A 20,232-nucleotide genomic window follows, 5' to 3' on the forward strand; every position below is an offset into this window, starting at 1 on the left:
CACCCATGGCTCCCCTCTCAAGGCAACCTTAGAGGGGCTGCCATTCGCGGTCAATGACGCTGGCGTAAACTGAAGTTGCCATCACAACAATCTGCAATATCTTGTTTTATCCATAGATTATCTCCAGTAAATAAGCCAAAATCCTTATAATCCAAATTATTCACACACAGAATTTCTTATTCATACAGAACTTCATCTGTCATCGTTAGGTAACAAAATGCAGAAGAAATCGATTTATGTCGTTTATACGGGTGGCACCATCGGCATGCGCCATTCTCCTCAAGGCTATATTCCTGTTTCTGGTCACCTACAGGCACAATTAGCCCAAATGCCTGAGTTTCATCGCCCTGAAATGCCAACATTTACGATTCGTGAACATCAGCCGTTAATCGACTCTTCGGACATTACACCAGAAGATTGGCAAAATATTGCCGATGACATCAGTGAAAATTACGATAAATATGATGGTTTTGTGATCCTTCATGGCACTGACACCATGGCATTTACCGCTTCTGCTCTCTCCTTTATGTTTGAAAACTTGAAGAAGCCGATTATTGTGACAGGGTCACAGATTCCACTGGAAGCGCTACGCTCCGATGGGCAAACCAACCTGCTTAATGCCCTCTATTTAGCGGCAAACTATCCAGTCAACGAAGTGGGTTTATTCTTCAATAACAAACTGTACCGCGGTAACCGCACAGTGAAAGCCCATGCCGATGGTTTTGAAGCTTTCACCTCGCCAAACTGTTCCCCATTGATGGAAGCCGGTATTCATATCCGTGCTTTCAATGCCTGCCCTGCACCGATTGGTGTTGGCGAATTAAAAACCCATCGCATTACTCCGCAGCCCATTGGAGTTGTCACGCTCTACCCGGGGTTATCGATAGAAATCGTACGAAATATTCTTCAGCAACCGGTTAAAGCGCTAATCTTGCGCTCTTACGGTGTTGGTAATGCCCCTCAGCAACCGGAGCTTCTGCGTATTCTTCGTGAAGCGACTTCTCGCGGCATTATTGTCGTAAACCTCACCCAATGTATTTCTGGGCGGGTAAATATGGAAGGTTACGCCACAGGACATGCATTAGCAGAATCTGGAGTGATCAGTGGTTTTGATATGACTTTTGAAGCGGCATTGAGTAAATTACATTACTTACTAAGCCAAGATTATACCTCTGAGCTTATTCGAGAATTAATGCAGAATAACTTGCGTGGTGAATTAAGCTACGCCGATGAATAAGCCCTAACTTACTGAGAAAAAAGATGAAATCAGCGTTACTGTTAGTCGACTTACAAAATGATTTTTGTACTGGCGGAGCTCTCGCTGTAAAACAAAGCGAACAGGTTATTGAAACCGCTAACCAAGTTATTGAACAATGCCAAAAACAGGGTATCACGGTGATCGCCAGCCAAGATTGGCATCCAGAAAACCATCTCAGTTTTGCCGCGAACTCTGGCCAACCTGTTGGCACCCTTGGTGAGCTTAATGGATTACCACAGGTCTGGTGGCCAATTCACTGCGTACAAGGCTCCCATGGCGCTGATTTTCATCCAGAGCTTAATCGCCAAGCTATTCAAAAGGTATTTACTAAAGGTGAAAATCCGCAGGTAGATAGCTACAGCGCCTTTTTTGATAATGATCGAATCAGCCAAACTGAACTTCATTCATGGCTTCAGCTGCAACAAATCAGCCATTTAATGATTATGGGCATTGCGACCGACTATTGTGTGAAGTTTACTGTACTGGACGCGCTGAGACTGGGATACCGCGTTGATGTGCTAACGGATGGGTGCCGTGGTGTTAATCTAGCCCCTGAGGATAGCCAGAAGGCGTTAGCAGAAATGCAGAGTGCGGGTGCTAAGTTAGTGATATTGCCACTCTAGCGTTTCCATCACCCTACTAATGGGTTTCAAATTTTGGCCCTGCTAATTTGCAGGGCTAAATATTTTATTCGTCGCTTTCTTGCGGTTTCAATGTCGCTAACCGATCCCCTTGAAAAAGCGCTTTTAATTCTTGTTTGCTCTTCATGGTAATTTGACCGTCAGTACCGACCGTCATATGCTCCGCATCATGATTATGGCGAGACTGCCATAACATCACCATCTGCAACGTATTTTCTTTCTGCTCTGGCGTTAATGCTACACCATCTGGCCATTTGCCCAACTCCACTGCAGTCACTAAACGCTGGTAAATTTCAGGGGTCATGACAGACAGTAATTGTTCTATTTGTTGTGCATCCATTTCTACGCTCACGTTACGCCTCATCACATCAATTTAGTAGCAATCAATATAATTATTTTTTATTGTCTTTTGAATAATCAGCTGAATCGTTATTGCTGAATATATTTTCACACTTCAGCAAGCTTCAGCTCCTTATCCGGCGGTCTTTTCACCCGTTTGGTCATCCGTAAAACTTAGCGATGCTGAATTTATGCAGTAACGCTGTCCGGTTGGTTGTGGGCCATCAGGAAATACATGTCCAAGGTGCGAATTGCAATTGCCACAGCGCACTTCAATACGATGCATTCCATGAGAAAAATCTTCGATAAATTTTATCAAACTTTCATCAATTGGTTGAAAGAAACTCGGCCATCCGCAGCCTGCATCAAATTTGGTCTCAGAAAGGAATAAAGGGGTTCCACAACAGAGACATTCATACACGCCATCTTTACGGTTATGCAATAATTGACCACTAAATGGGGGCTCTGTGCCAGCTTGTTGTGTGACATACAGTTGGACTTGGTTAAGCTTTGATAAATCAACAACTTGCTTATCTTTATTCGACATCGATTACCTACTCTTTTTCAAAAAGATGCGCATTAAAGCCATTTCGCATCCATTTCAAGCAACAAAAACTTAACAACGCTCAGTGGAAAACTATTCTAGACTATTAAGGTTAGAACTTTACGGTTTGATTTGTGATGAGCCTCACATATATCACTGATGGATGGTTTCATTATGCTGAACAATCCCGATAATACGTGCGGCTGTATTTGCTGCTGAAGTGACTGACAAATATGCAGATAGTGGTATCAGAATTGATTTTTTTCAATAATTGACACGATTCCGCTTGACGGCTGGCAAGGTTTTGGTAACTTTAAGTACATCTTAATTCACGAAATAAAATAGCTGGTGGAAATACTATGACTATCAAAGTAGGTATTAATGGTTTTGGTCGTATCGGCCGTATCGTTTTCCGTGCTGCACAAGAGCGTTCTGACATCGAAATCGTTGCTATCAACGACCTGCTCGATGCAGAGTACATGGCATACATGTTGAAATACGACTCAACTCACGGTCGTTTCAACGGTACTGTTGAAGTTAAAGATGGTCACTTAGTTGTTAACGGTAAAAAAATCCGTGTTACAGCAGAGAAAGATCCTGCAAACCTGAAATGGAACGAAGTCGGTGTTGATGTTGTTGCTGAAGCAACTGGTATCTTCCTGACTGACGAGACTGCTCGTAAACACATCCAAGCAGGCGCGAAGAAAGTTGTGTTAACTGGTCCTTCTAAAGATGACACTCCAATGTTCGTTATGGGCGTTAACCACAAAGCTTACGCAGGTCAAGAAATCGTTTCTAACGCATCTTGCACAACTAACTGCTTAGCTCCACTGGCTAAAGTTATCAACGACAAATTTGGTATCGTTGAAGGTCTGATGACCACTGTTCACGCAACCACAGCAACTCAAAAAACTGTTGATGGCCCTTCTCACAAAGACTGGCGTGGTGGTCGTGGTGCTTCTCAGAACATCATCCCATCTTCAACTGGTGCTGCTAAAGCTGTAGGTAAAGTTATTCCTGAGCTGAACGGTAAACTGACTGGTATGTCTTTCCGTGTTCCAACTCCTAACGTTTCTGTTGTTGACCTGACTGCACGTCTGGCAAAACCAGCAACTTACGCACAAATCTGTGACGCTATCAAAGAAGCGGCAGAAGGCGAACTGAAAGGCGTTCTGGGTTACACTGAAGACGACGTTGTATCTACCGATTTCAACGGCGAAAAACTGACTTCAGTATTCGATGCTAAAGCTGGTATCGCTCTGAACGACAACTTTGTGAAACTGGTTTCTTGGTATGACAACGAAACTGGTTACTCTAACAAAGTTCTAGACCTGATCGCTCACATCTCTAAATAAGAGCTGTTTAGCTATTAGTCTGACTGAGCCGCCTCTTGGCGGCTCTTTTGTATCTGCGTGTATTACAAAAAGCCACATCCCAGCTCAATATACTCCAAGCTGTGTCCCCCGCGTCATTCAATGCCACTTGCAGTATCGTGAGTTTGTTATATTGTTATTTCTAGTTACAGCCCTATTTATAGGCGCAGTTCAATTTATAGTCGCTGATTTAGGTCGTGATGATGGACCAACAACCACAGGCGCAAGACAATGCATGATAAAATTTTTGCTTTACCTGTTATCAAACAAATTTCCCCTTACATTACCCAACGTCAACTTGGGGATTTACCACTGATCGTCATTTCGCACCCAAAAGTACGTGGTGCCGTGAGCCTACAAGGTGCCCACTTAATTGACTGGCAACCCGCGGGCCAAAAACCCTGTCTTTGGTTAAGTCCCGAAAGTGCGTTTAAAGAAGGAGTTGCCATTCGTGGCGGCATTCCTATTTGCTGGCCATGGTTTGGTCCTGTAAATAGCCCTAGTCACGGATTTGCCCGTATTTTACCTTGGCAATTTACAGCACATAATGAACATGATTGTGGGGTCATTCTCACTTTTACCCTGACGGACAACGAATACACCCGCAAACTATGGCCTCATGAATTCACGCTGATCTTACGAATGAAGCTCGGGGAAACCTGCGAGCTTGAATTAGAAAGCTACGGTGATTTTGAGGCTACCGCCGCATTACACAGCTATTTCAATATCAGTGATATCCAAAAAACCACCGTTTATGGTCTTGGCGGGCATTACATCGATAAAGTCGCAGATAGAGAAGCCTATATTTCAGAGCCATTGAAATTTAATAAGCACACTGACCGCATATACACCGAGCCAGAAGAATATAGCCTATTACGTGATGATGGCTGGAATCGCACCATTGAGTTACATCATTATCATCACAGTGATGTGGTGTGCTGGAACCCTTGGGCGGAATTATCGTGCAGCATGCAGGATATGCCGAATAATGGTTACAAACAGATGGTTTGTGTGGAAACGGCTCGCATTCATGTGCCAATGAAATCCGAAGCGCAAAGCCCTTCTCGCCTTTCTCTCGTGATGGTATGCCGCGAAAATAAACCGCAGCCACAGCAAGAACAATAAATATCAAACCACGCGTAGAATAAGCGTAAGAATAAATGCAAAAATAAAACCCCAAAATAGCCTAGCCATTTTGGGGTTTTTCATTCTATTCCAGCGTATGAATTAGAAGGTGTAAGTCACACCGCTCCACATAATCGCTGAATAGGATTTATTTACCATTGGGCTGTCTTTCACTTCACTAGACAGTTTATCAACACGACCCAGCGCAAACAGTGACCAGCTGTCTGTCATACGGTAATTAGCTGACAACTCCATATACGGTGTCCAGCTTGAACTTGGTTCATAACGTTTTAACCCGCTATTTGCAGATTCTTTGGATGTCACACCGAACTCATAACGGTTCAGTTTCGCGCTATCCCACTTGATACCTAAACCTGGCGTTAACGACCAGTTATCACCTTTAAATGCATACAGGTAAGCTGCTTCCGCACGCATCCCTTCGCTTTCCCATAACATGTCGAGAGAGCCATTGAAACGCAATGTACCCCAGTCTGCATTATGACGGTAAGTAAAGCCGCCCATCACAGTATCACGACGGCGATCCAGCTTACGCATGTCGGCATTATCATTATCTTTTGGCTTAAAGAAATGTGGGTAGTAATAAGCATCCAAAGACAACTGATCAACTTTATCATTCCATAGGTAGTAACCTACAGCCAATGTGCGGAAGTAAAAATTTTCACTTTCATAATTTACAACAGGAACTGGCGTAATATAGTCGCTAGTTTTGATGCCTTTATAAGGTGTTGATTGCGCTAATACAGAGCCACCAACAGACCAAGTTCCAGCAAATGCAGCAGTTGAAGCCGCACTTAACGCAATGGCAAGTGTGGTCATTTTGATTGTTTTAGACATTTTAAATTAAACCCAAATTATTCAGATGAAGTTAACAATAAACAATGAATAACGTGGGAAATTTCACCCACGTTAATGAGATGGTTCACATTTAAAGCTAAATTACTTTGATTGTCTATCTTTCTCAATCAAGAATATAAGCCAGGCGAATGAATGAGGTGCTTTTTTATTAAAAATCAATAGGTACGCGACGTGCTAACGCACATAATAATTCGTAACCGATTGTGCCCGCCGACTGTGCCACATCATCAACAGGTAAGTTTTCACCCCACAGTTCCACTTGAGAGCCAATAGCAGCTTCAGGACAGTCACTAATATCAATCGTTAGCATATCCATGGAAACCGCACCTAACAACGCGCAACGCTGCCCCTGACACCAAACTGGCGTTCCGGTTGGTGCATGGCGAGGGTAGCCATCGGCATAACCACAAGCGACCGTTGCGATTCGCATCGGTTTTTCTGACGTAAATTTACTACCGTAACCAATGGATTGACCTGCTTCAATATCATGTACAGCGATAATTTCCGATTGCAGCGTCATCGCCGCTTTTAAACCATATTCAGCAATATCGCTCCATTTACCACTTGGAGACGCACCATACAGCACAATTCCAGCCCGAACCCAATCATAATGAGTATTTTTATGCCATAAAACTGCCCCCGAATTCGCAATGCTGGTCGGTAGTGATAGCGGAGCAAATTGTTGCATTTTCTCTAACGGCGCTTGTGTTCCCTCAACCAAATCTGAATTTGCAAAATGGCTCATTAGCGTCACATCAGCAACATTTTCCATTTGGCTCAGTTGAGACACAATATCCGTATACTCATCTACCGAGAAACCTAGGCGATTCATCCCGCTATTGAGCTTAATGTACACAGAAATGGGTTTGCTCAGTGATGCTTGTTCAATGGCGGCTAACTGCCAGCGACTGTGTACGCTGGTTGTTAACTGATACTGGTCAATAACAGTCAGATCACCCGTTTGGAAAAAACCTTCCAATAATAGAATTGGCCCCTTCCAACCTTCATTTCGCAATAAAATGGCTTCGTGGAGATCTAAAACGGCAAAACCATCAGAATCTTTTAGTCCTCGCCAAATTCGTTTAATGCCATGGCCATAACCATCCGCTTTCATGACTGACCAGATCTTCGCTTGACCGATTTTCTGACGGACCACCGCTAAGTTATGTTCTAAATTATGTTGATGAATGACAGCACGGATTGGGCGTGGCATTGCGATTCCTTTTATTATTGATATTTTCGTCGCTCAATTAACGCGCAGGCGATAAGTGACCAGTGCTGACTAATTTCGTATTAAAACCATCGGTATATCTGAATACCGATAAATCATCCGCAGCGATGTCTGGCGTATTCCCTGAAATTAAGTCAGCCAATAATTTGCCAGAGCCGCAAGCCATTGTCCAACCTAAGGTTCCATGCCCCGTATTCAAATACAAATTGCTAAATTCTGTCGGCCCAACAATCGGGGTTCCGTCCGGTGTCATTGGACGTAATCCTGTCCAAAACTGGGCTTGGCTAATATCTCCGCCACCTTGATACAAATCTTGTACCACCATTTTCAGGGTTTCACAGCGTTTTTTCAGTACATCAAGATTAAAACCAACCACTTCCGCCATTCCCCCGACGCGAATACGCTGATCAAACCGTGTCACTGCAATTTTATAGGTTTCATCCAGCACGGTAGAAACGGGGGCGCGTGATTCATCGATGATTGGCATCGTCAATGAGTAACCTTTCAGAGGGTAAACAGGAATTTTCACCAATTGCTGCAATATCTGAGTGGAATATGAGCCCATGGCAACGACATATTGATCCGCCAGCAAAATGTCCCCATCAACCTTAATACCACTGATGCGTTTGCCATCCGTCAAAATTTGTTCCACATGACAACCAAAACGGAATGTAACCCCGGCTTGCTCCGCCATTTTTGCCAGTTTTTTAGTAAATTGCTGGCAATCACCCGTTTCATCGTTTGGTAAGCGTAGACCCCCTGTCAGCTTATCTTTTACAAAAGCCAATGCAGGCTCAGCTGTAATGAGCTGTTCTGAGGTCAGTAATTCGTATGGCACACCTTCTTGCTGTAAAACCGCAATATCATTGGCAGCATTATCAAACTGTTTTGCAGTTCTAAACAACTGTAACGTACCGCCTTGGCGACCTTCATAGCCAATACCGGTATCGGCTCTAAGTTGGCGAATGCAATCACGACTATATTCTGCGATCCGCACCATACGGCTTTTATTCATGGTGTAGTGCTGCATGTCGCAGTTTTTTAGCATTTGCCACATCCAGCGTAATTGGAACAGGCTACCGTCGGGTCTGATCGCTAAAGGGGCATGTTTTTCAAACATCCATTTTACGGCTTTAAGAGGGATCCCCGGAGCACCCCACGGGGTTGCATATCCTGGAGAAATTTGTCCAGCATTACCTGCACTGGTTTCTTCAGCCACATCAAGCTGTCTATCAATGACACAAACTTCATGCCCTTCTTGTGCTAGATACCACGCAGTAGTAACACCAATAACGCCAGCACCTAAAACGAGAACTTTCATAGAACCCCTCAAGAGAACAAAATGGAATTACTGTTAGCATAATATTCTAGTTTTTATTTTCCAATACAGTTGATTAACATTTTTAACAAAAAAGTCAAATCCTCTATCAAATTTAGGTTCTCTTAAATTCAGTGAAATTTTATTCTATAATCCAAAAATAGAATTAACCATTTTAAATCTTATTAATCAATTAATTAAATTTAAATCATAGGAATAAACCCTAACTAAATACTGAGCTAAACAGAATTTTATATTCATTGATCAAAAGATTATTCCATTTCAATATTTAGAAGCTAAATATCGAATAACTCACTACGCCAGATAATCGCATGGTTAAACTCCAATTTAATAGATGATTACGCTAATCAGTGGTCAAAAACAAAAAAAGCCAGTGCAAGGCACTGGCTTTTTGTTCGAAAATGGCGAGTTAAATATTACTGGCGAGATCAGATGGCATATTACTTTGCATGTTATGCCAAATAATTCCGCTGTCTTTACCGTAGTTTCTGACGCAATCCATAATGCGGTCATAGGCTTGCTCACGGCATAAATTGCTCAGCTGTTGGTAAAAACTTAACGCTAAACGACGTGCTTCAGGGTTAGAAAAATAATAACGCCCAACTCGTGTGTATAACCCTCTTAATCCATTAATAATCAGACCATAGATAGGATTACCTGACGCAAAGGCCAGTCCACGGAAAATGTTGTAATCCAAATCACTAAATGCATCTGAATTGTCTTCAACTTTATCTTTACCCGATAACACTTCTAATGAGGCTTCTGGATCATTACGAAATGCGGTACGAATAAAAATAGCAGCGATATTAGTACGTACTGCCAATAAGTTATCAATTAACTGAGGCACACGGTCATGATCGAGTTTCGCCAGCGTCTCCAGAATGTTTAATCCTGAAGTTTCCCAGTAGTTATTGACCTTGGTTGGTTTACCATGTTGAATAGTTAACCACCCGTCACGGGCTAAACGCTGTAAAACTTCACGCAATGTAGTACGGGTTACGCCGATTAATTCAGATAGCTCACGCTCCGCGGGTAAGATAGATCCTGGAGGAAAACGATTGTTCCAAATACTCTCAATAATGTACTCTTCCGCAAAACCTGCCGGACTTTGAGCTTTAATAACCATATTTTTATTATTCCAAACATTTTTAGACGGACTACGCGAAAGCATACCAGATTGTCACAATCTGAGATAGTTAGCTTTCTAATAAACCGCAGGTGAATCGTAAAAACCCCATATAATTAATGGATTATCTATTAGCAAATAAGCTTAAATTCTATAAAAGATAAGAGTAGTATGTAACGCGCTGTCACACAACACCAGTTAAAGAGGATTAAAAATCATAATGGATTTTAGTTTAAGAAGAGCATTCTTGAAGAATTTTTTGGGAAATTCTCCAGATTGGTACAAACTTGCTATCATTTTGTTCTTAATAATAAACCCAATTGTTTTCTACTTTGTTGACCCATTTATCGCCGGTTGGTTACTCGTCATTGAATTCATTTTCACCTTGGCGATGGCACTAAAATGCTACCCATTACAACCTGGCGGGCTATTAGCCATTGAAGCCGTGCTAATTGGCATGACCTCCCCAGCGCAGATTTCTCATGAAATCAGTAATAACCTTGAAGTAGTTCTGTTACTGATCTTTATGGTGGCTGGCATCTACTTTATGAAGCAACTTCTGTTATTTGTGTTTACTAAGCTGTTAATAAACGTCCGTTCTAAACGAATTTTAGCGTTGTCATTTTGCTTAGCAAGTGCGTTTTTATCCGCTTTTTTAGATGCTTTAACCGTCATTGCTGTGGTCATTAGTGTTTCCATTGGCTTCTACTCTATTTACCACCAATATGCCTCTAGCCAGCCGAGCAATACGGATCTACAAAACGATTCTTTCATTGATACGGTTGAGAAAAAGCAGACATTGGAACAGTTCCGTGCGTTCTTACGTAGCTTAATGATGCATGCGGGTATCGGTACTGCCCTTGGCGGCGTAATGACTATGGTGGGTGAACCACAAAACCTGATCATCGCAAAACATGTTGAGTGGGACTTTATTACCTTCTATCTGCGTATGGCTCCAGTCACTATCCCCGTTTTCTTATGCGGGCTAGTGGTCTGTTTCCTCGTTGAGAAGTTCAAAGTATTTGGCTATGGAGCTGAGTTACCCGATACCGTGCGCCAAGTATTAACCGAACATGACAAAAAAATGAGTGCTAAGCGCAGTAAGAAAGAGCAAGCGCAACTTATCGTCCAAGGCCTTATCGGTATTTGGTTAATTGTCGCGCTGGCGCTTCACCTTGCCGAAGTGGGTCTGATTGGTCTGTCTGTTATCATTCTCGCCACGACATTCTGTGGGATCACTGAAGAGCACTCCCTCGGAAAAGCCTTTGAAGAAGCCTTACCGTTTACTGCCCTACTGACTGTCTTTTTCAGTATTGTCGCCGTGATCATTGACCAACAGCTATTTACACCATTTATTCAGTATGTCCTGCAATCCTCTGAATCATCGCAGCTATCCCTGTTCTATCTGTTTAACGGGTTGCTCTCTGCGGTATCAGATAACGTGTTTGTTGGCACCGTGTACATTACTGAAGCATTGAAAGCCGCGAATGCGGGCTTAATTTCAGCCGAGCAGTACCAGCACTTAGCTGTCGCAATTAACACCGGAACAAACTTGCCATCTGTTGCTACACCTAATGGGCAAGCCGCCTTCCTGTTCCTATTAACATCTGCGCTGTCTCCACTGATTCGTCTGTCTTACGGCAGAATGGTTTGGATGGCATTACCCTTTACGGTTGTGATGACAATCGTTGGTCTGTTAGGTGTTGAGTACTGGCTTATCCCATTAACTGATTGGATGGAAAGCTTAGGGTTAATTTCTATTCCACGTTAATCAATATTGATTGGTCAGATTCTAGATTTAAAGCTGCATATTTATGCGGCTGAGGTTGATGACAAAGAGGGATAAAAACGTGGTTTTTCCCTCTTTGTGTTATCAGGCGAAAATCAATAAATTGATTTTCCTCGTCAATATTACAACCCAAAGGAGCCATTTCCAAACCTGATGGGCGTGGAAATGATCTGAGCCGCATATTTATGCGGCTTTTTTTGTAATAAAACGTAAAAACTAAGCTAATCTTATTCTAATCTGATTTTGTTGCTTTTTTTATCACCCAGATAAAGGCAAAATAAGCCGATTATTAATGAAGGGAATTTATTATGTTCAGATTTTTTAATTACTGTTCTCAAGGACGGTCAGCTTGGCTGCTTATGGCATTCACTGCTTTTATGCTTGAATGTGCTGCTCTGTATTTCCAACATATTATGAAACTGCAACCTTGTGTAATGTGTATCTATGAGCGCGTTGCATTGATGGGAATTATTGCGGCAGGTTTAATCGGGGCGATTGCGCCGAAAAGCACCGTTGTTAAAGTGATTGCGATTGTGGTTTGGCTGTATGCAGGTTGGCGTGGATTAGACCTTTCATGGGAACATACCATGCTGCAACTTTACCCGTCTCCGTTTGCATCGTGTGATTTCTTTGTTAATTTCCCAGACTGGTTACCACTTCAAGAATGGGTACCTTCTGTGTTTGAAGCGACAGGTGATTGTGCCGTTAGACAGTGGGCATTCTTAGGGTTAGACATGCCTCAGTGGTTAGTCGGTATTTTTGCAGCTTACATCTTAGTCGGCATTATCGTTACGATTAGCCTCTTCTTCCCAAGCAAAAAATAACCTTTCCTTTTCGCCCATCAACGATGCTTGATGGGCAATCAAATCATTAGCTCATCAAAACACTTAGATACAGGCCCCACTGCGGATTGCTGAAACGGCACAACGACGCCCATTTGCAAACTGGCAAACAGGCGTTTTTTCACCATTAAGTTCTAAATTCAGTGAAGGCAATCCACCCGCTGAAGTACATGCCTCTTGAGCACCCGGACCTAAATTCACCACTTGCTGAGCATATTGAGAACCGGACGTTTCTGCCCTTGTCATTTTACTGTTGTCAGGGCTACTGCACGCTGAAAGTAAAATGGATAACACGGTAGCTGAACCCATTGCCACGACTGTTTTTAACAGCGCCTGACTTTTCCTTTTCATTCTCTTTCTCCGATAGTATCAGCGCTGTTTCGAGTCCCATTATGTTTTGAATCTCATTAATGGGTGCCACTTTTAGAAAACAGGTTGATGACCAATACACCAATAATAATTAATAGCATACCAATAATTGCGGGTAAATCGAGTTTTTGGTTATAAATATAGATAGCCGCCACAGAAACCAGCACAATTCCCAATCCTGACCAAATGGCATACGCAATCCCCAGTGGCATCACCTTCACGACTTGGGAAAGCCCCCAGAAAGAGACTGCATAGCCAATGATAACCACTAAAGAGGGCCAAAAACGGCTAAAACCATCCGACGCTTTTAACGTTGTGGTCGCAATCACTTCCGCAATTATGGACATTAATAAGAAGCCCAATCCTTTCATCGTTCACCTTTCTCTATTTTTTAGCCTAAAATTTGGCAGAAATTTAACACACAAAAAAGCACCGTACTAACCTTTAATTAGCACAGTGCCAAATGAATAAATCTAGCTTAATGATTCGCAGCGGTTGGCTGTTTTTCTGCAAAAGCTGAGCGATAACGGGTATAGATAAACACGCACCAAGCAAGTGCTAAAAAGCTGATAATCGCCCCCACATAACCAATATTGGTCATCCCCATATGGGTAATCACTTGGTTCCCTAATAATGCCCCAGCCCCAATGCCAATATTAAATAACCCAGAGAAAATGGACATCGCAACATCGGTTGCGTCTGGTGCCAAGTCCAGAACCTTCACTTGGATCCCGAGGCTAATACACATAATCGCCATACCCCAGAATATACAGGTACCAACCAGCGTCCAAACATCGCCACTTAAGGGCATAAATAACACTAAACAAAGTGTCAGTATGAACATCGATACAGGTAAAAATGTCAATGTAAAGCGGCTACTGTAGCGGCTAAACAAGATACTACCAAAAATGCCTGCTCCGCCAAAAATCAATAATAAGAGTGTGGCAAAATTCTGGCTCTGTAAGGCAATATCACGCACAAACGGTTCAATATAGCTATACGCGGTAAAATGAGCCGTAATAACGACGGTGATTAACACAAAAACACCCATCAATGCGGGGCGTTTAAAAAGAATCGGCAGGCTTTTTAATGAACCTGAATGTTCGCTCGGTAAACGTGGTAAAAACCGCAATAATGCAATCAGGGTTAATAACGCAAGCACGCCGATACACAAAAATGTCACTCGCCAGCCCATCCATTGCCCAATCACTCGCCCTAACGGTAATCCCAATACGGTCGCAAGTGCCGTTCCCGTTGCTAGCAAGCCCAATGCTTGCGCTTTTTTACCTGCAGGTGCGACGCGGATAGCCAATGATGCCGTAATCGACCAGAAAACCGCGTGGGATAACGCGATACCGATACGCGCGATAATTAGCACTTCAAAACTCCACGCAAACCCACATAAAATATGGCTGAGAATAAAAATAACAAATAAAATCCCCAGTAATTTTCGCCGCTCAAATTTACCCGTCATTAGCATTAATGGCAGAGACATCACCGCGACAACCCACGCATAGATGGTGATCATCAGCCCCGTATGGGCAACGGTCATATCAAAACTTTCGGCAATATCACTCAATAATGCGACGGGAACAAATTCAGTGGTATTAAAGACAAAAGCTGCAACGGAAAGCGCTAATACACGGATCCACGCAGTGCTTCGAGAAACCTGGGTCATGGTTTACGACACCCTGTTGATGATAATTAAGACTAATAATAGTCTTCAGTATATTTTTGTGAATAATATCACATTCACTATTCATCTTTAAAGGATTGAAAATTATCATGTTCACCCTATTTTTTCATAGAGCAACAGTCACTCCCCTTTAATTTTCATGTCAGTTTGAAAAGCGACAGAATCATTTCTTCTATGCTACAATCTGCAAATTACTTTTTATTCTTACAGGAATTCCTAAATGAAAACCCATTTTCCAACTGAGCCAGACGTAAACGCATTAGCAGACGAAGTAACTTGTTTAAAAAATCTTGTTACTCATATGCTTAAAGCTATCGGTCAGGCTGATGCGGGTAAAATCCTGATCAAAATGCAACGCGAAGTCGCTTCAATGGAAGATGAGAAGCAAGCTGAGACTTACAAAAATATTTTAGAACAAATCAAGTCTGGTTATCGTCAATAAGAGCTTTAGCGATAAATGCGATTCTAAGCGCTAACTCAAAACAGCGAACTAAAGTGCACAAAAACCTAAGTTTCGTTCACTAGGATCCTTTATCTTTGATCTCGAATTAAACCATTCTTTATTCATTTAGCTCCCCCTTCAGATCCCTATGAAGGGGGCTTTTTTTTGCCTCTAATTCACTGTTTTATAAATGGATTTATAAGACAACATCCACATATCATCCACGATGTAACCCACCTTTAATCTTAGCCTCTCTCAATGAGAGGCTTCATTGTAGTCTAATAGGCACTAGCATTTAGAGAGATTCATATCTGTAATATCTTCTTGAGATTACTACCTTTTTTATATAGTAATAATTAATACTACATATAGTATGTAATGCGTATTCATCTATTGCTTTGATTTATTTGCCCCGTTTGCTGGGGCATTTTTATTATTTAATTTACAGCCCAACACTGAATGCTTGCACTTCTGATTTGTTTGGCTTAACAATAAATCGTGAAACTGATTCATGGCTGATGAATGTTGCACTGCAATTAACATTCTGGCACTGATTGTGGTTTTCTTTGGTTTCGTTAGTGATATAACGTGAAGTGCGAATACGGGCAAGCTCGCCGCAAAGAGGACATTTCATCATGATTCGGTTACCTTTTTCATGATGTTGATATTACGTATATTGTACTGACACTTTATACAGTAGTCATTACTTTTTCTTTATTTTTCATTCACTCATTTCAAGACTTGATACTTTGACCTCAAGCTCAAGTGAGGATGTATACCCACTGTCATTTAATGAATGAGAAACTCGCGTTAATATCCACTCTGCGCCATCGATTTCAGGCTTAAAGCCCTGCACCTTAACTGGCATTTCTGGGTAGATATCAGCCCTCCCTTTTGCAAGCTGTATTGAAAATGAAGCAACTCCACGCTGCATCTTTTCCCATGCTGCCTTTGCGGCCCGTTCCGCATTGCTCTTGTTCGCGTAGGTATGCGAAAGCGTTAATGTGTTCCCCTCTTCGCCGACAAGATAATCCCCTTGCGGCTCATCCACCTTAGTTTTAGCCGGCTCATCCTTTTTTGCCGACTCTTTCTTTTTAGTTTTTCGCTTACGCTTTACTTTGACTTCATCTTTTTGTTTTGGCTTCCGTGTATTTAGCCAACTTGCGACTACGCCGGTATATGCCCCGCGATCAGCGAGTGTAAACCGGTAACTATCCCCAATCTCTCGCGTTAACAGCAAAGGTGGGATAGGCTTTCCGCTGGCCGTTTTACCACTTCCTTGCGGCATAAATAATAACTGACCATTTTTAATGGCAGCGATAGCCCCCTCTTGCTGCCCTAATCTAGCCAAGAATGAACCGTCAGACTCATTGGTTTGGTCTATGTGCTTAAGTGTTACTTGAGCTAACCTGCTCTCAATGACTGGCTCAACATTGTTACGTGCTGCGATTGTTTTGATAATGTCACCCAATGTTTTATCGTGATATGACATTTCACGCTTAACATTGAGCGTCGATCTAAAATCCGCACTGCGGCCACGAATAGCAATTTTATCCGGCGCGCCGCTGTATTCAATTTCATCAACCGTGAATTTCCCTTTAAAAATTAACGGCTCATTTTTCCAACCCAGATGAATTGATAATTCTTCACCTCGTTTAGGTAGCATCATTTTTCCGTCGGCATCGTCGATTTCGATATCAAGTTGGTCGGCTTCAAATCCCTGATTATCAGTCAGGTTCAGCGAAATTAATCGCCCTTGTAATCGCTCGTTGATATTCACCGTTCCTGCTGTAATGACATATTGTGGTACCGACTCAAAACCAGTTAGAAAAAAATCACTCACACTAACATTCCCCCAATCCCATTACTGACTGCATCCATGACAGAGTTTAACTGCTCATTAAGATTACCGAACATCTCAGAGAGTGACTCATCCACGCGTTTTATTGTTAGCGTAAACTCGATTTTTCTGGCTGCACTATCTTCAAAAAAATCGCTTTTATTCTCGCTTAAGCTTTCAATGACATACATCCCGTAAATAGTGCCATCACCACCAATAAACGACCATGCCTTGCCCGTCTCAGCCATAATCTGTAAGGCTAACAACGAAAACTTCCCGCCAGTTAATTCAGGGTATAACGTACCTGACAAAGTAATCGGATCATTCGATGGCCCCAAAAACTGATAGCTTGGGCGCTTACCGATACGATTGTGATAACCAAATCGGAATTGGTGCTCTCGCTGCATTCCTTGAAATGGGGTTGTTCTCAACTCAAAGACGAACAACCCTAACGCTGCCATTGCCATAATTAATAACCCTCGCTATCACGGTATTGGCTACGCTGTGCCGCTTTTTGCTTCCGATAATACGCGTCAATTTGTCGTGCAACTTCCTGCCCGATATCCTGCGCAGATTGGTTCGGTTGTGGGTAAATATTAATGATTGGCGCTGGAATTGGCTGACTTGGCTGCACCGCCGTTTTAGCGCCTGAATTCACTGCATACGGATGGATAGGCTTTGCACTCACCGGCTCAGCTAATGATCCTAGCGTCATTGCTGCAGCCATTGCCATGGCTGCCGTATTTCGCCGGCTGGTCACGCGAGCAGGGCCCTCGACAATTTCTGCGCCCCGTTCACCGACAATGCCAAATTGACCACGCGGAATAACGCCGCCACTATCAAACATACCTGCACTTTTCATCCCCGCCTGTAAGACAGTGACTTGATTCATCGCGCGTAAATTTTTAGTTTCATCCGACAGCATCCAATCCGGTAAGAGGTCAGTGGCCATTTTTTTAATTTCAGCAAATTGGGCTTTCAGTGACTCCCACTTTTCTAAAATGCCGTTTTTAAGACTATCAATAATCTGCCCACCGATTTGCTGGAAATATGCCGGTAAATTAGTGACGTCATTAATAATTTCATTCCATTTATCTGAAATGGTCTTTTTAATCAGCGCCCACATGTTAACCGTTGTCGTAACAATGCTATTCCAGTGTTGATAAACCAGCCCAACGATTGTCCAATTGAGAATATAAGATTTTAAACCCTCCCAGAATGCGCTAAACACTTTGGTCACACTTTCCCATAAAGACTGGCTATAGCTTACAATTCCGTTCCATACTTTAATGATGGGATCAATCGTCCATTTCATAATAAATGACTGTATCCAATTCCATGCGTCAGAAAAAATCTGAGAAACTAACGCCCACAACCCTTTAAAGAATGGAGCAATATCATCCCAATATTTGTAAATGAGATATGCTGCGGCCGCAATCGCTGTAATGATTAAGATAATCGGATTTGCTAATAACGCTTTTCCCAGCATCATGAATGCCGCACCCACTAACTTAATCGGCTTAATTAACAATGATAAGAAGCCGCTGCCCTTAATCCCCAATACAGACAGACTAAACTTCGCCATTGCGAGCGGCCCAATCATTGCCGCAATCATGAGCGAAATACCACCACCCACAGCGAGCAAGGCACCTAGCCCCAAAGTAATCATGGTGATTTGTTTTACTAACTCAGGGTTTTTCTTTGCCCATTCACCGAATTGGCCAATTAACCCTGTGACTTGCTGCGCAATGCTTCTTAATGGGCTGTCTGCACCGCCAAACACCTGAATACCGACATCTTCATATGCGGATGTTAAGTTTTTCAAATCACCGTCAAGGTTATCGGTCATGGTTTTAGCCACTTTTTCGGCTTCACCTTTTGCGGCTTTGATTTCTGCAATCATGGATTGCAACTGCCCTGAACCCGCTTGATCGGCAAGGACAGACAGCGCCGAGAACGCCTCCTCTCCCGCAATATGTTTGAACAGCCCTGCACGTTGCGCGGTTCCCATTTTCTTGGTTTTCTTATTTAATTCTTCAAGAATGGCGGGAAACTCGCGTAAGTTTCCTTTTGCATCGCGGGTTTTGATACCCAACTTAGTGAGTGCTTCTGCAGCTTGCTTTGGCGGCTCAGCTAAACGGCCTAGAATAGATCGTAAACTGGTACCTGCCATTGAGCCTTGAATACCTGCATCACCTAACTTACCGGCTGCAACGGCTGCCGTTTCCAAATCAACCCCTAACCCTGACGCCACCGGTGCAACATATTTCATGGTATCGCCGAGCATGTTTAAGTTGACGTTAGAGCGTGTAAATGTGGCGACTAGCGTGTCACTCACGCGGTTCATTTCACCAGAATCAAGTTTAAAGCCAGTTAAAATGTTAGAGCCGATATCTGCCGTCGTTGCCAAATCAATATCACCGGCTAGCGACATTGACAGCGTACCTTTCATGGCATTTTTAATTTGTTCTGGCTTGAAGCCTGCCATTGCATAGAACGCTTGCCCTTGCGCCACCTCATTTGCTGTAAATGCCGTGGTCGCACCCAAGTCACGCGCTTGGGTTCTGAGCATCTTATAATCAGCCGAATCTTTATCTAAGCGCGTCAATGCCTGTACTTTTGACATGCCGATTTCAAAGTCATAGCCTGGTGCTAGCACTTTTTTAGCGGCATATCCCATGCCGATACCGGTGGCAGTCATTGCCGCCCCCGACCCCGCAATTTTATTCCGCGTGTCCATTGCAGATTGATAGCTATTTCTGGCACTCGACATACGCTGCTCTTGCTCAGCGCTGCGCTTTAATTGCTGCTCTTGCCGCTGTAATTGCTGAGTTGTCCGAGCAATATCGCTGTTTAATCGACGTTGCGCCTGCCCGAGTTGATTCGTTGAAATACCACTCGCTTGCAGCTCGCTCCGCTGCCGTTGGACAGATTGCTGTAACTCACCATATTTATTTTTTAATTGTGAGGCTTCTCGCTGCGCTTTTCTTAACGCATCGGCTTGCTTTCGAGTGGGGTTTTCTGTGGCGCTCAGCTCACGGGCCAACGCTGACGCGCGTTGGGTGGCAGCCTGGTAAGCCTGCTGAGTTTCATTGAGTTGTTGTTTGACTTTACGAAAGCCCTCAATTTGACCGGCTTGTTGATTGAGGGTTTTTAATGCATCACGAGACTGGCGGATAGCCCCCGCCAGTTTTTTGTTAGACTCTTGCGCGCTACGAAATGGCTTTGTCAATTTATCGACAGCATTTAGCACGACTTGTAAACGTAGGTTTTTACTCATCACCGTGTCCGCTTCGTTTGTAAGCGCGATAACGCCATTCTAATAATTCGATGAGGCTCATTTCGGCGGTTGCCGACGGTTGCCAATGAAAAATGGTGGCAATATCTGCCACCAAATCATCA

General features: G+C 43.0%; 21 protein-coding genes. 7 read left to right on the plus strand and 14 right to left on the minus strand.

Annotated features, from left to right (window positions below; translation table 11 throughout):
- Positions 1-217 precede the first annotated feature (217 nt).
- Positions 218-1,237 carry an asparaginase gene (gene ansA / locus LDO73_RS09605; protein ID WP_224057691.1) on the plus strand — a complete coding sequence of 340 codons (1,020 nt, stop codon included), beginning with the start codon at positions 218-220 and terminating at the stop codon, positions 1,235-1,237.
- Between the two features lie 23 nt (positions 1,238-1,260).
- Positions 1,261-1,881 carry a bifunctional nicotinamidase/pyrazinamidase gene (pncA, locus tag LDO73_RS09610; RefSeq protein ID WP_224057692.1) on the plus strand — a complete coding sequence of 207 codons (621 nt, stop codon included), beginning with the start codon at positions 1,261-1,263 and terminating at the stop codon, positions 1,879-1,881.
- 64 nt (positions 1,882-1,945) lie between these two features.
- On the opposite strand, the gene LDO73_RS09615 is transcribed toward pncA, so the two are convergent.
- Together LDO73_RS09615 and msrB are read right to left on the minus strand one after the other, a co-directional pair.
- Positions 1,946-2,239 carry a YeaC family protein gene (locus LDO73_RS09615; protein WP_224061166.1) on the minus strand — a complete coding sequence of 98 codons (294 nt, stop codon included), beginning with the start codon at positions 2,237-2,239 and terminating at the stop codon, positions 1,946-1,948.
- Positions 2,240-2,371: 132 nt separating this feature from the next.
- The gene (msrB, locus tag LDO73_RS09620) at positions 2,372-2,785 is read right to left on the minus strand and encodes a peptide-methionine (R)-S-oxide reductase MsrB (protein ID WP_224057693.1); all 414 of its coding nucleotides are present in this window, start codon (positions 2,783-2,785) and stop codon (positions 2,372-2,374) included.
- Positions 2,786-3,141: 356 nt separating this feature from the next.
- Here msrB and gapA point away from each other — a divergent pair, with 356 nt between their 5' ends.
- Both gapA and LDO73_RS09630 read left to right on the plus strand, forming a co-directional pair.
- Positions 3,142-4,137 (plus strand): glyceraldehyde-3-phosphate dehydrogenase, encoded by a 996-nt coding sequence (gene gapA / locus LDO73_RS09625; protein ID WP_006658762.1) that lies wholly within the window; start codon positions 3,142-3,144, stop codon positions 4,135-4,137.
- A gap of 249 nt (positions 4,138-4,386) precedes the next feature.
- Entirely contained in the window at positions 4,387-5,280 is an 894-nt protein-coding gene (locus tag LDO73_RS09630; RefSeq protein WP_224057694.1) for a D-hexose-6-phosphate mutarotase, read from the plus strand.
- A 102-nt stretch (positions 5,281-5,382) separates the two neighbouring features.
- Here LDO73_RS09630 and LDO73_RS09635 read toward each other — a convergent pair whose 3' ends face one another.
- The 4 genes from LDO73_RS09635 to fadR all read right to left on the minus strand — a co-directional run bounded on the left by LDO73_RS09635 (position 5,383) and on the right by fadR (position 9,852).
- Positions 5,383-6,135 (minus strand): MipA/OmpV family protein, encoded by a 753-nt coding sequence (locus LDO73_RS09635; RefSeq protein ID WP_224057695.1) that lies wholly within the window; start codon positions 6,133-6,135, stop codon positions 5,383-5,385.
- Between the two features lie 169 nt (positions 6,136-6,304).
- Positions 6,305-7,369, minus strand: a complete 1,065-nt coding sequence (gene alr / locus LDO73_RS09640; protein ID WP_224057696.1) for an alanine racemase — start codon at positions 7,367-7,369, stop codon at positions 6,305-6,307.
- A gap of 37 nt (positions 7,370-7,406) precedes the next feature.
- Entirely contained in the window at positions 7,407-8,708 is a 1,302-nt protein-coding gene (locus tag LDO73_RS09645) for a D-amino acid dehydrogenase (protein ID WP_224057697.1), read from the minus strand.
- Between the two features lie 427 nt (positions 8,709-9,135).
- Positions 9,136-9,852 carry a fatty acid metabolism transcriptional regulator FadR gene (gene fadR / locus LDO73_RS09650; protein ID WP_224057698.1) on the minus strand — a complete coding sequence of 239 codons (717 nt, stop codon included), beginning with the start codon at positions 9,850-9,852 and terminating at the stop codon, positions 9,136-9,138.
- Positions 9,853-10,072: 220 nt separating this feature from the next.
- Here fadR and nhaB point away from each other — a divergent pair, with 220 nt between their 5' ends.
- Both nhaB and dsbB read left to right on the plus strand, forming a co-directional pair.
- Positions 10,073-11,623 (plus strand): sodium/proton antiporter NhaB, encoded by a 1,551-nt coding sequence (gene nhaB, locus LDO73_RS09655; protein WP_224057699.1) that lies wholly within the window; start codon positions 10,073-10,075, stop codon positions 11,621-11,623.
- Between the two features lie 326 nt (positions 11,624-11,949).
- Positions 11,950-12,465: a disulfide bond formation protein DsbB gene (dsbB, locus tag LDO73_RS09660; RefSeq protein WP_224057700.1), complete on the plus strand. Its 516-nt coding sequence runs from the start codon at positions 11,950-11,952 to the stop codon at positions 12,463-12,465.
- Positions 12,466-12,528: 63 nt separating this feature from the next.
- Here the strand turns inward: dsbB and LDO73_RS09665 are convergent, their stop codons facing one another.
- From LDO73_RS09665 to LDO73_RS09675, 3 genes are all read right to left on the minus strand, one after another.
- Positions 12,529-12,834, minus strand: coding sequence for a DUF333 domain-containing protein (locus tag LDO73_RS09665; protein ID WP_154603691.1), 306 nt, complete (start codon positions 12,832-12,834; stop codon positions 12,529-12,531).
- 56 nt (positions 12,835-12,890) lie between these two features.
- Positions 12,891-13,223: a DMT family transporter gene (locus tag LDO73_RS09670; protein WP_154603690.1), complete on the minus strand. Its 333-nt coding sequence runs from the start codon at positions 13,221-13,223 to the stop codon at positions 12,891-12,893.
- Between the two features lie 107 nt (positions 13,224-13,330).
- A complete protein-coding gene (locus LDO73_RS09675; protein ID WP_224057701.1) occupies positions 13,331-14,530 on the minus strand; it encodes a sugar transporter in 1,200 nt (399 codons plus the stop codon).
- 238 nt (positions 14,531-14,768) lie between these two features.
- Here LDO73_RS09675 and LDO73_RS09680 point away from each other — a divergent pair, with 238 nt between their 5' ends.
- Positions 14,769-14,990, plus strand: coding sequence for a DUF2594 family protein (locus LDO73_RS09680; RefSeq protein ID WP_224057702.1), 222 nt, complete (start codon positions 14,769-14,771; stop codon positions 14,988-14,990).
- Positions 14,991-15,432: 442 nt separating this feature from the next.
- Here LDO73_RS09680 and LDO73_RS09685 read toward each other — a convergent pair whose 3' ends face one another.
- The 5 genes from LDO73_RS09685 to LDO73_RS18205 form a co-directional block, all read right to left on the minus strand.
- Entirely contained in the window at positions 15,433-15,627 is a 195-nt protein-coding gene (locus tag LDO73_RS09685) for an ogr/Delta-like zinc finger family protein (RefSeq protein WP_224057703.1), read from the minus strand.
- An 84-nt stretch (positions 15,628-15,711) separates the two neighbouring features.
- Positions 15,712-16,833 (minus strand): phage late control D family protein, encoded by a 1,122-nt coding sequence (locus LDO73_RS09690; RefSeq protein ID WP_224057704.1) that lies wholly within the window; start codon positions 16,831-16,833, stop codon positions 15,712-15,714.
- Complete coding sequence (locus LDO73_RS09695) at positions 16,830-17,297, minus strand: phage tail protein (protein WP_224057705.1); 468 nt, start codon at positions 17,295-17,297, stop codon at positions 16,830-16,832. Before LDO73_RS09695 ends, LDO73_RS09690 begins: the two co-directional genes overlap by 4 nt.
- Before the next feature lie 2 nt (positions 17,298-17,299).
- Positions 17,300-20,110: a phage tail tape measure protein gene (locus LDO73_RS09700; RefSeq protein WP_224057706.1), complete on the minus strand. Its 2,811-nt coding sequence runs from the start codon at positions 20,108-20,110 to the stop codon at positions 17,300-17,302.
- Positions 20,103-20,171, minus strand: a complete 69-nt coding sequence (locus tag LDO73_RS18205) for a GpE family phage tail protein (protein ID WP_336297980.1) — start codon at positions 20,169-20,171, stop codon at positions 20,103-20,105. Before LDO73_RS18205 ends, LDO73_RS09700 begins: the two co-directional genes overlap by 8 nt.
- Positions 20,172-20,232 lie beyond the last annotated feature (61 nt).

The organism is Providencia alcalifaciens, assembly GCF_915403165.1.
Taxonomy (GTDB): domain Bacteria; phylum Pseudomonadota; class Gammaproteobacteria; order Enterobacterales; family Enterobacteriaceae; genus Providencia; species Providencia alcalifaciens_C.

Coding starts and splice junctions, on each gene's coding strand:
- LDO73_RS09615 (WP_224061166.1), bottom strand. CDS start 2,239: ATGGATGCACAACAAATAGAACAATTACTGTCTGTCATGACCCCTGAA.
- LDO73_RS09685 (WP_224057703.1), bottom strand. CDS start 15,627: ATGATGAAATGTCCTCTTTGCGGCGAGCTTGCCCGTATTCGCACTTCA.
- LDO73_RS09675 (WP_224057701.1), bottom strand. CDS start 14,530: ATGACCCAGGTTTCTCGAAGCACTGCGTGGATCCGTGTATTAGCGCTT.
- LDO73_RS09700 (WP_224057706.1), bottom strand. CDS start 20,110: ATGAGTAAAAACCTACGTTTACAAGTCGTGCTAAATGCTGTCGATAAA.
- LDO73_RS09680 (WP_224057702.1), top strand. CDS start 14,769: ATGAAAACCCATTTTCCAACTGAGCCAGACGTAAACGCATTAGCAGAC.
- dsbB (WP_224057700.1), top strand. CDS start 11,950: ATGTTCAGATTTTTTAATTACTGTTCTCAAGGACGGTCAGCTTGGCTG.
- alr (WP_224057696.1), bottom strand. CDS start 7,369: ATGCCACGCCCAATCCGTGCTGTCATTCATCAACATAATTTAGAACAT.
- LDO73_RS09695 (WP_224057705.1), bottom strand. CDS start 17,297: ATGGCAATGGCAGCGTTAGGGTTGTTCGTCTTTGAGTTGAGAACAACC.
- LDO73_RS09645 (WP_224057697.1), bottom strand. CDS start 8,708: ATGAAAGTTCTCGTTTTAGGTGCTGGCGTTATTGGTGTTACTACTGCG.
- LDO73_RS09670 (WP_154603690.1), bottom strand. CDS start 13,223: ATGAAAGGATTGGGCTTCTTATTAATGTCCATAATTGCGGAAGTGATT.
- pncA (WP_224057692.1), top strand. CDS start 1,261: ATGAAATCAGCGTTACTGTTAGTCGACTTACAAAATGATTTTTGTACT.
- LDO73_RS09665 (WP_154603691.1), bottom strand. CDS start 12,834: ATGAAAAGGAAAAGTCAGGCGCTGTTAAAAACAGTCGTGGCAATGGGT.
- LDO73_RS09635 (WP_224057695.1), bottom strand. CDS start 6,135: ATGTCTAAAACAATCAAAATGACCACACTTGCCATTGCGTTAAGTGCG.
- ansA (WP_224057691.1), top strand. CDS start 218: ATGCAGAAGAAATCGATTTATGTCGTTTATACGGGTGGCACCATCGGC.
- msrB (WP_224057693.1), bottom strand. CDS start 2,785: ATGTCGAATAAAGATAAGCAAGTTGTTGATTTATCAAAGCTTAACCAA.
- LDO73_RS09630 (WP_224057694.1), top strand. CDS start 4,387: ATGCATGATAAAATTTTTGCTTTACCTGTTATCAAACAAATTTCCCCT.
- fadR (WP_224057698.1), bottom strand. CDS start 9,852: ATGGTTATTAAAGCTCAAAGTCCGGCAGGTTTTGCGGAAGAGTACATT.
- nhaB (WP_224057699.1), top strand. CDS start 10,073: ATGGATTTTAGTTTAAGAAGAGCATTCTTGAAGAATTTTTTGGGAAAT.
- gapA (WP_006658762.1), top strand. CDS start 3,142: ATGACTATCAAAGTAGGTATTAATGGTTTTGGTCGTATCGGCCGTATC.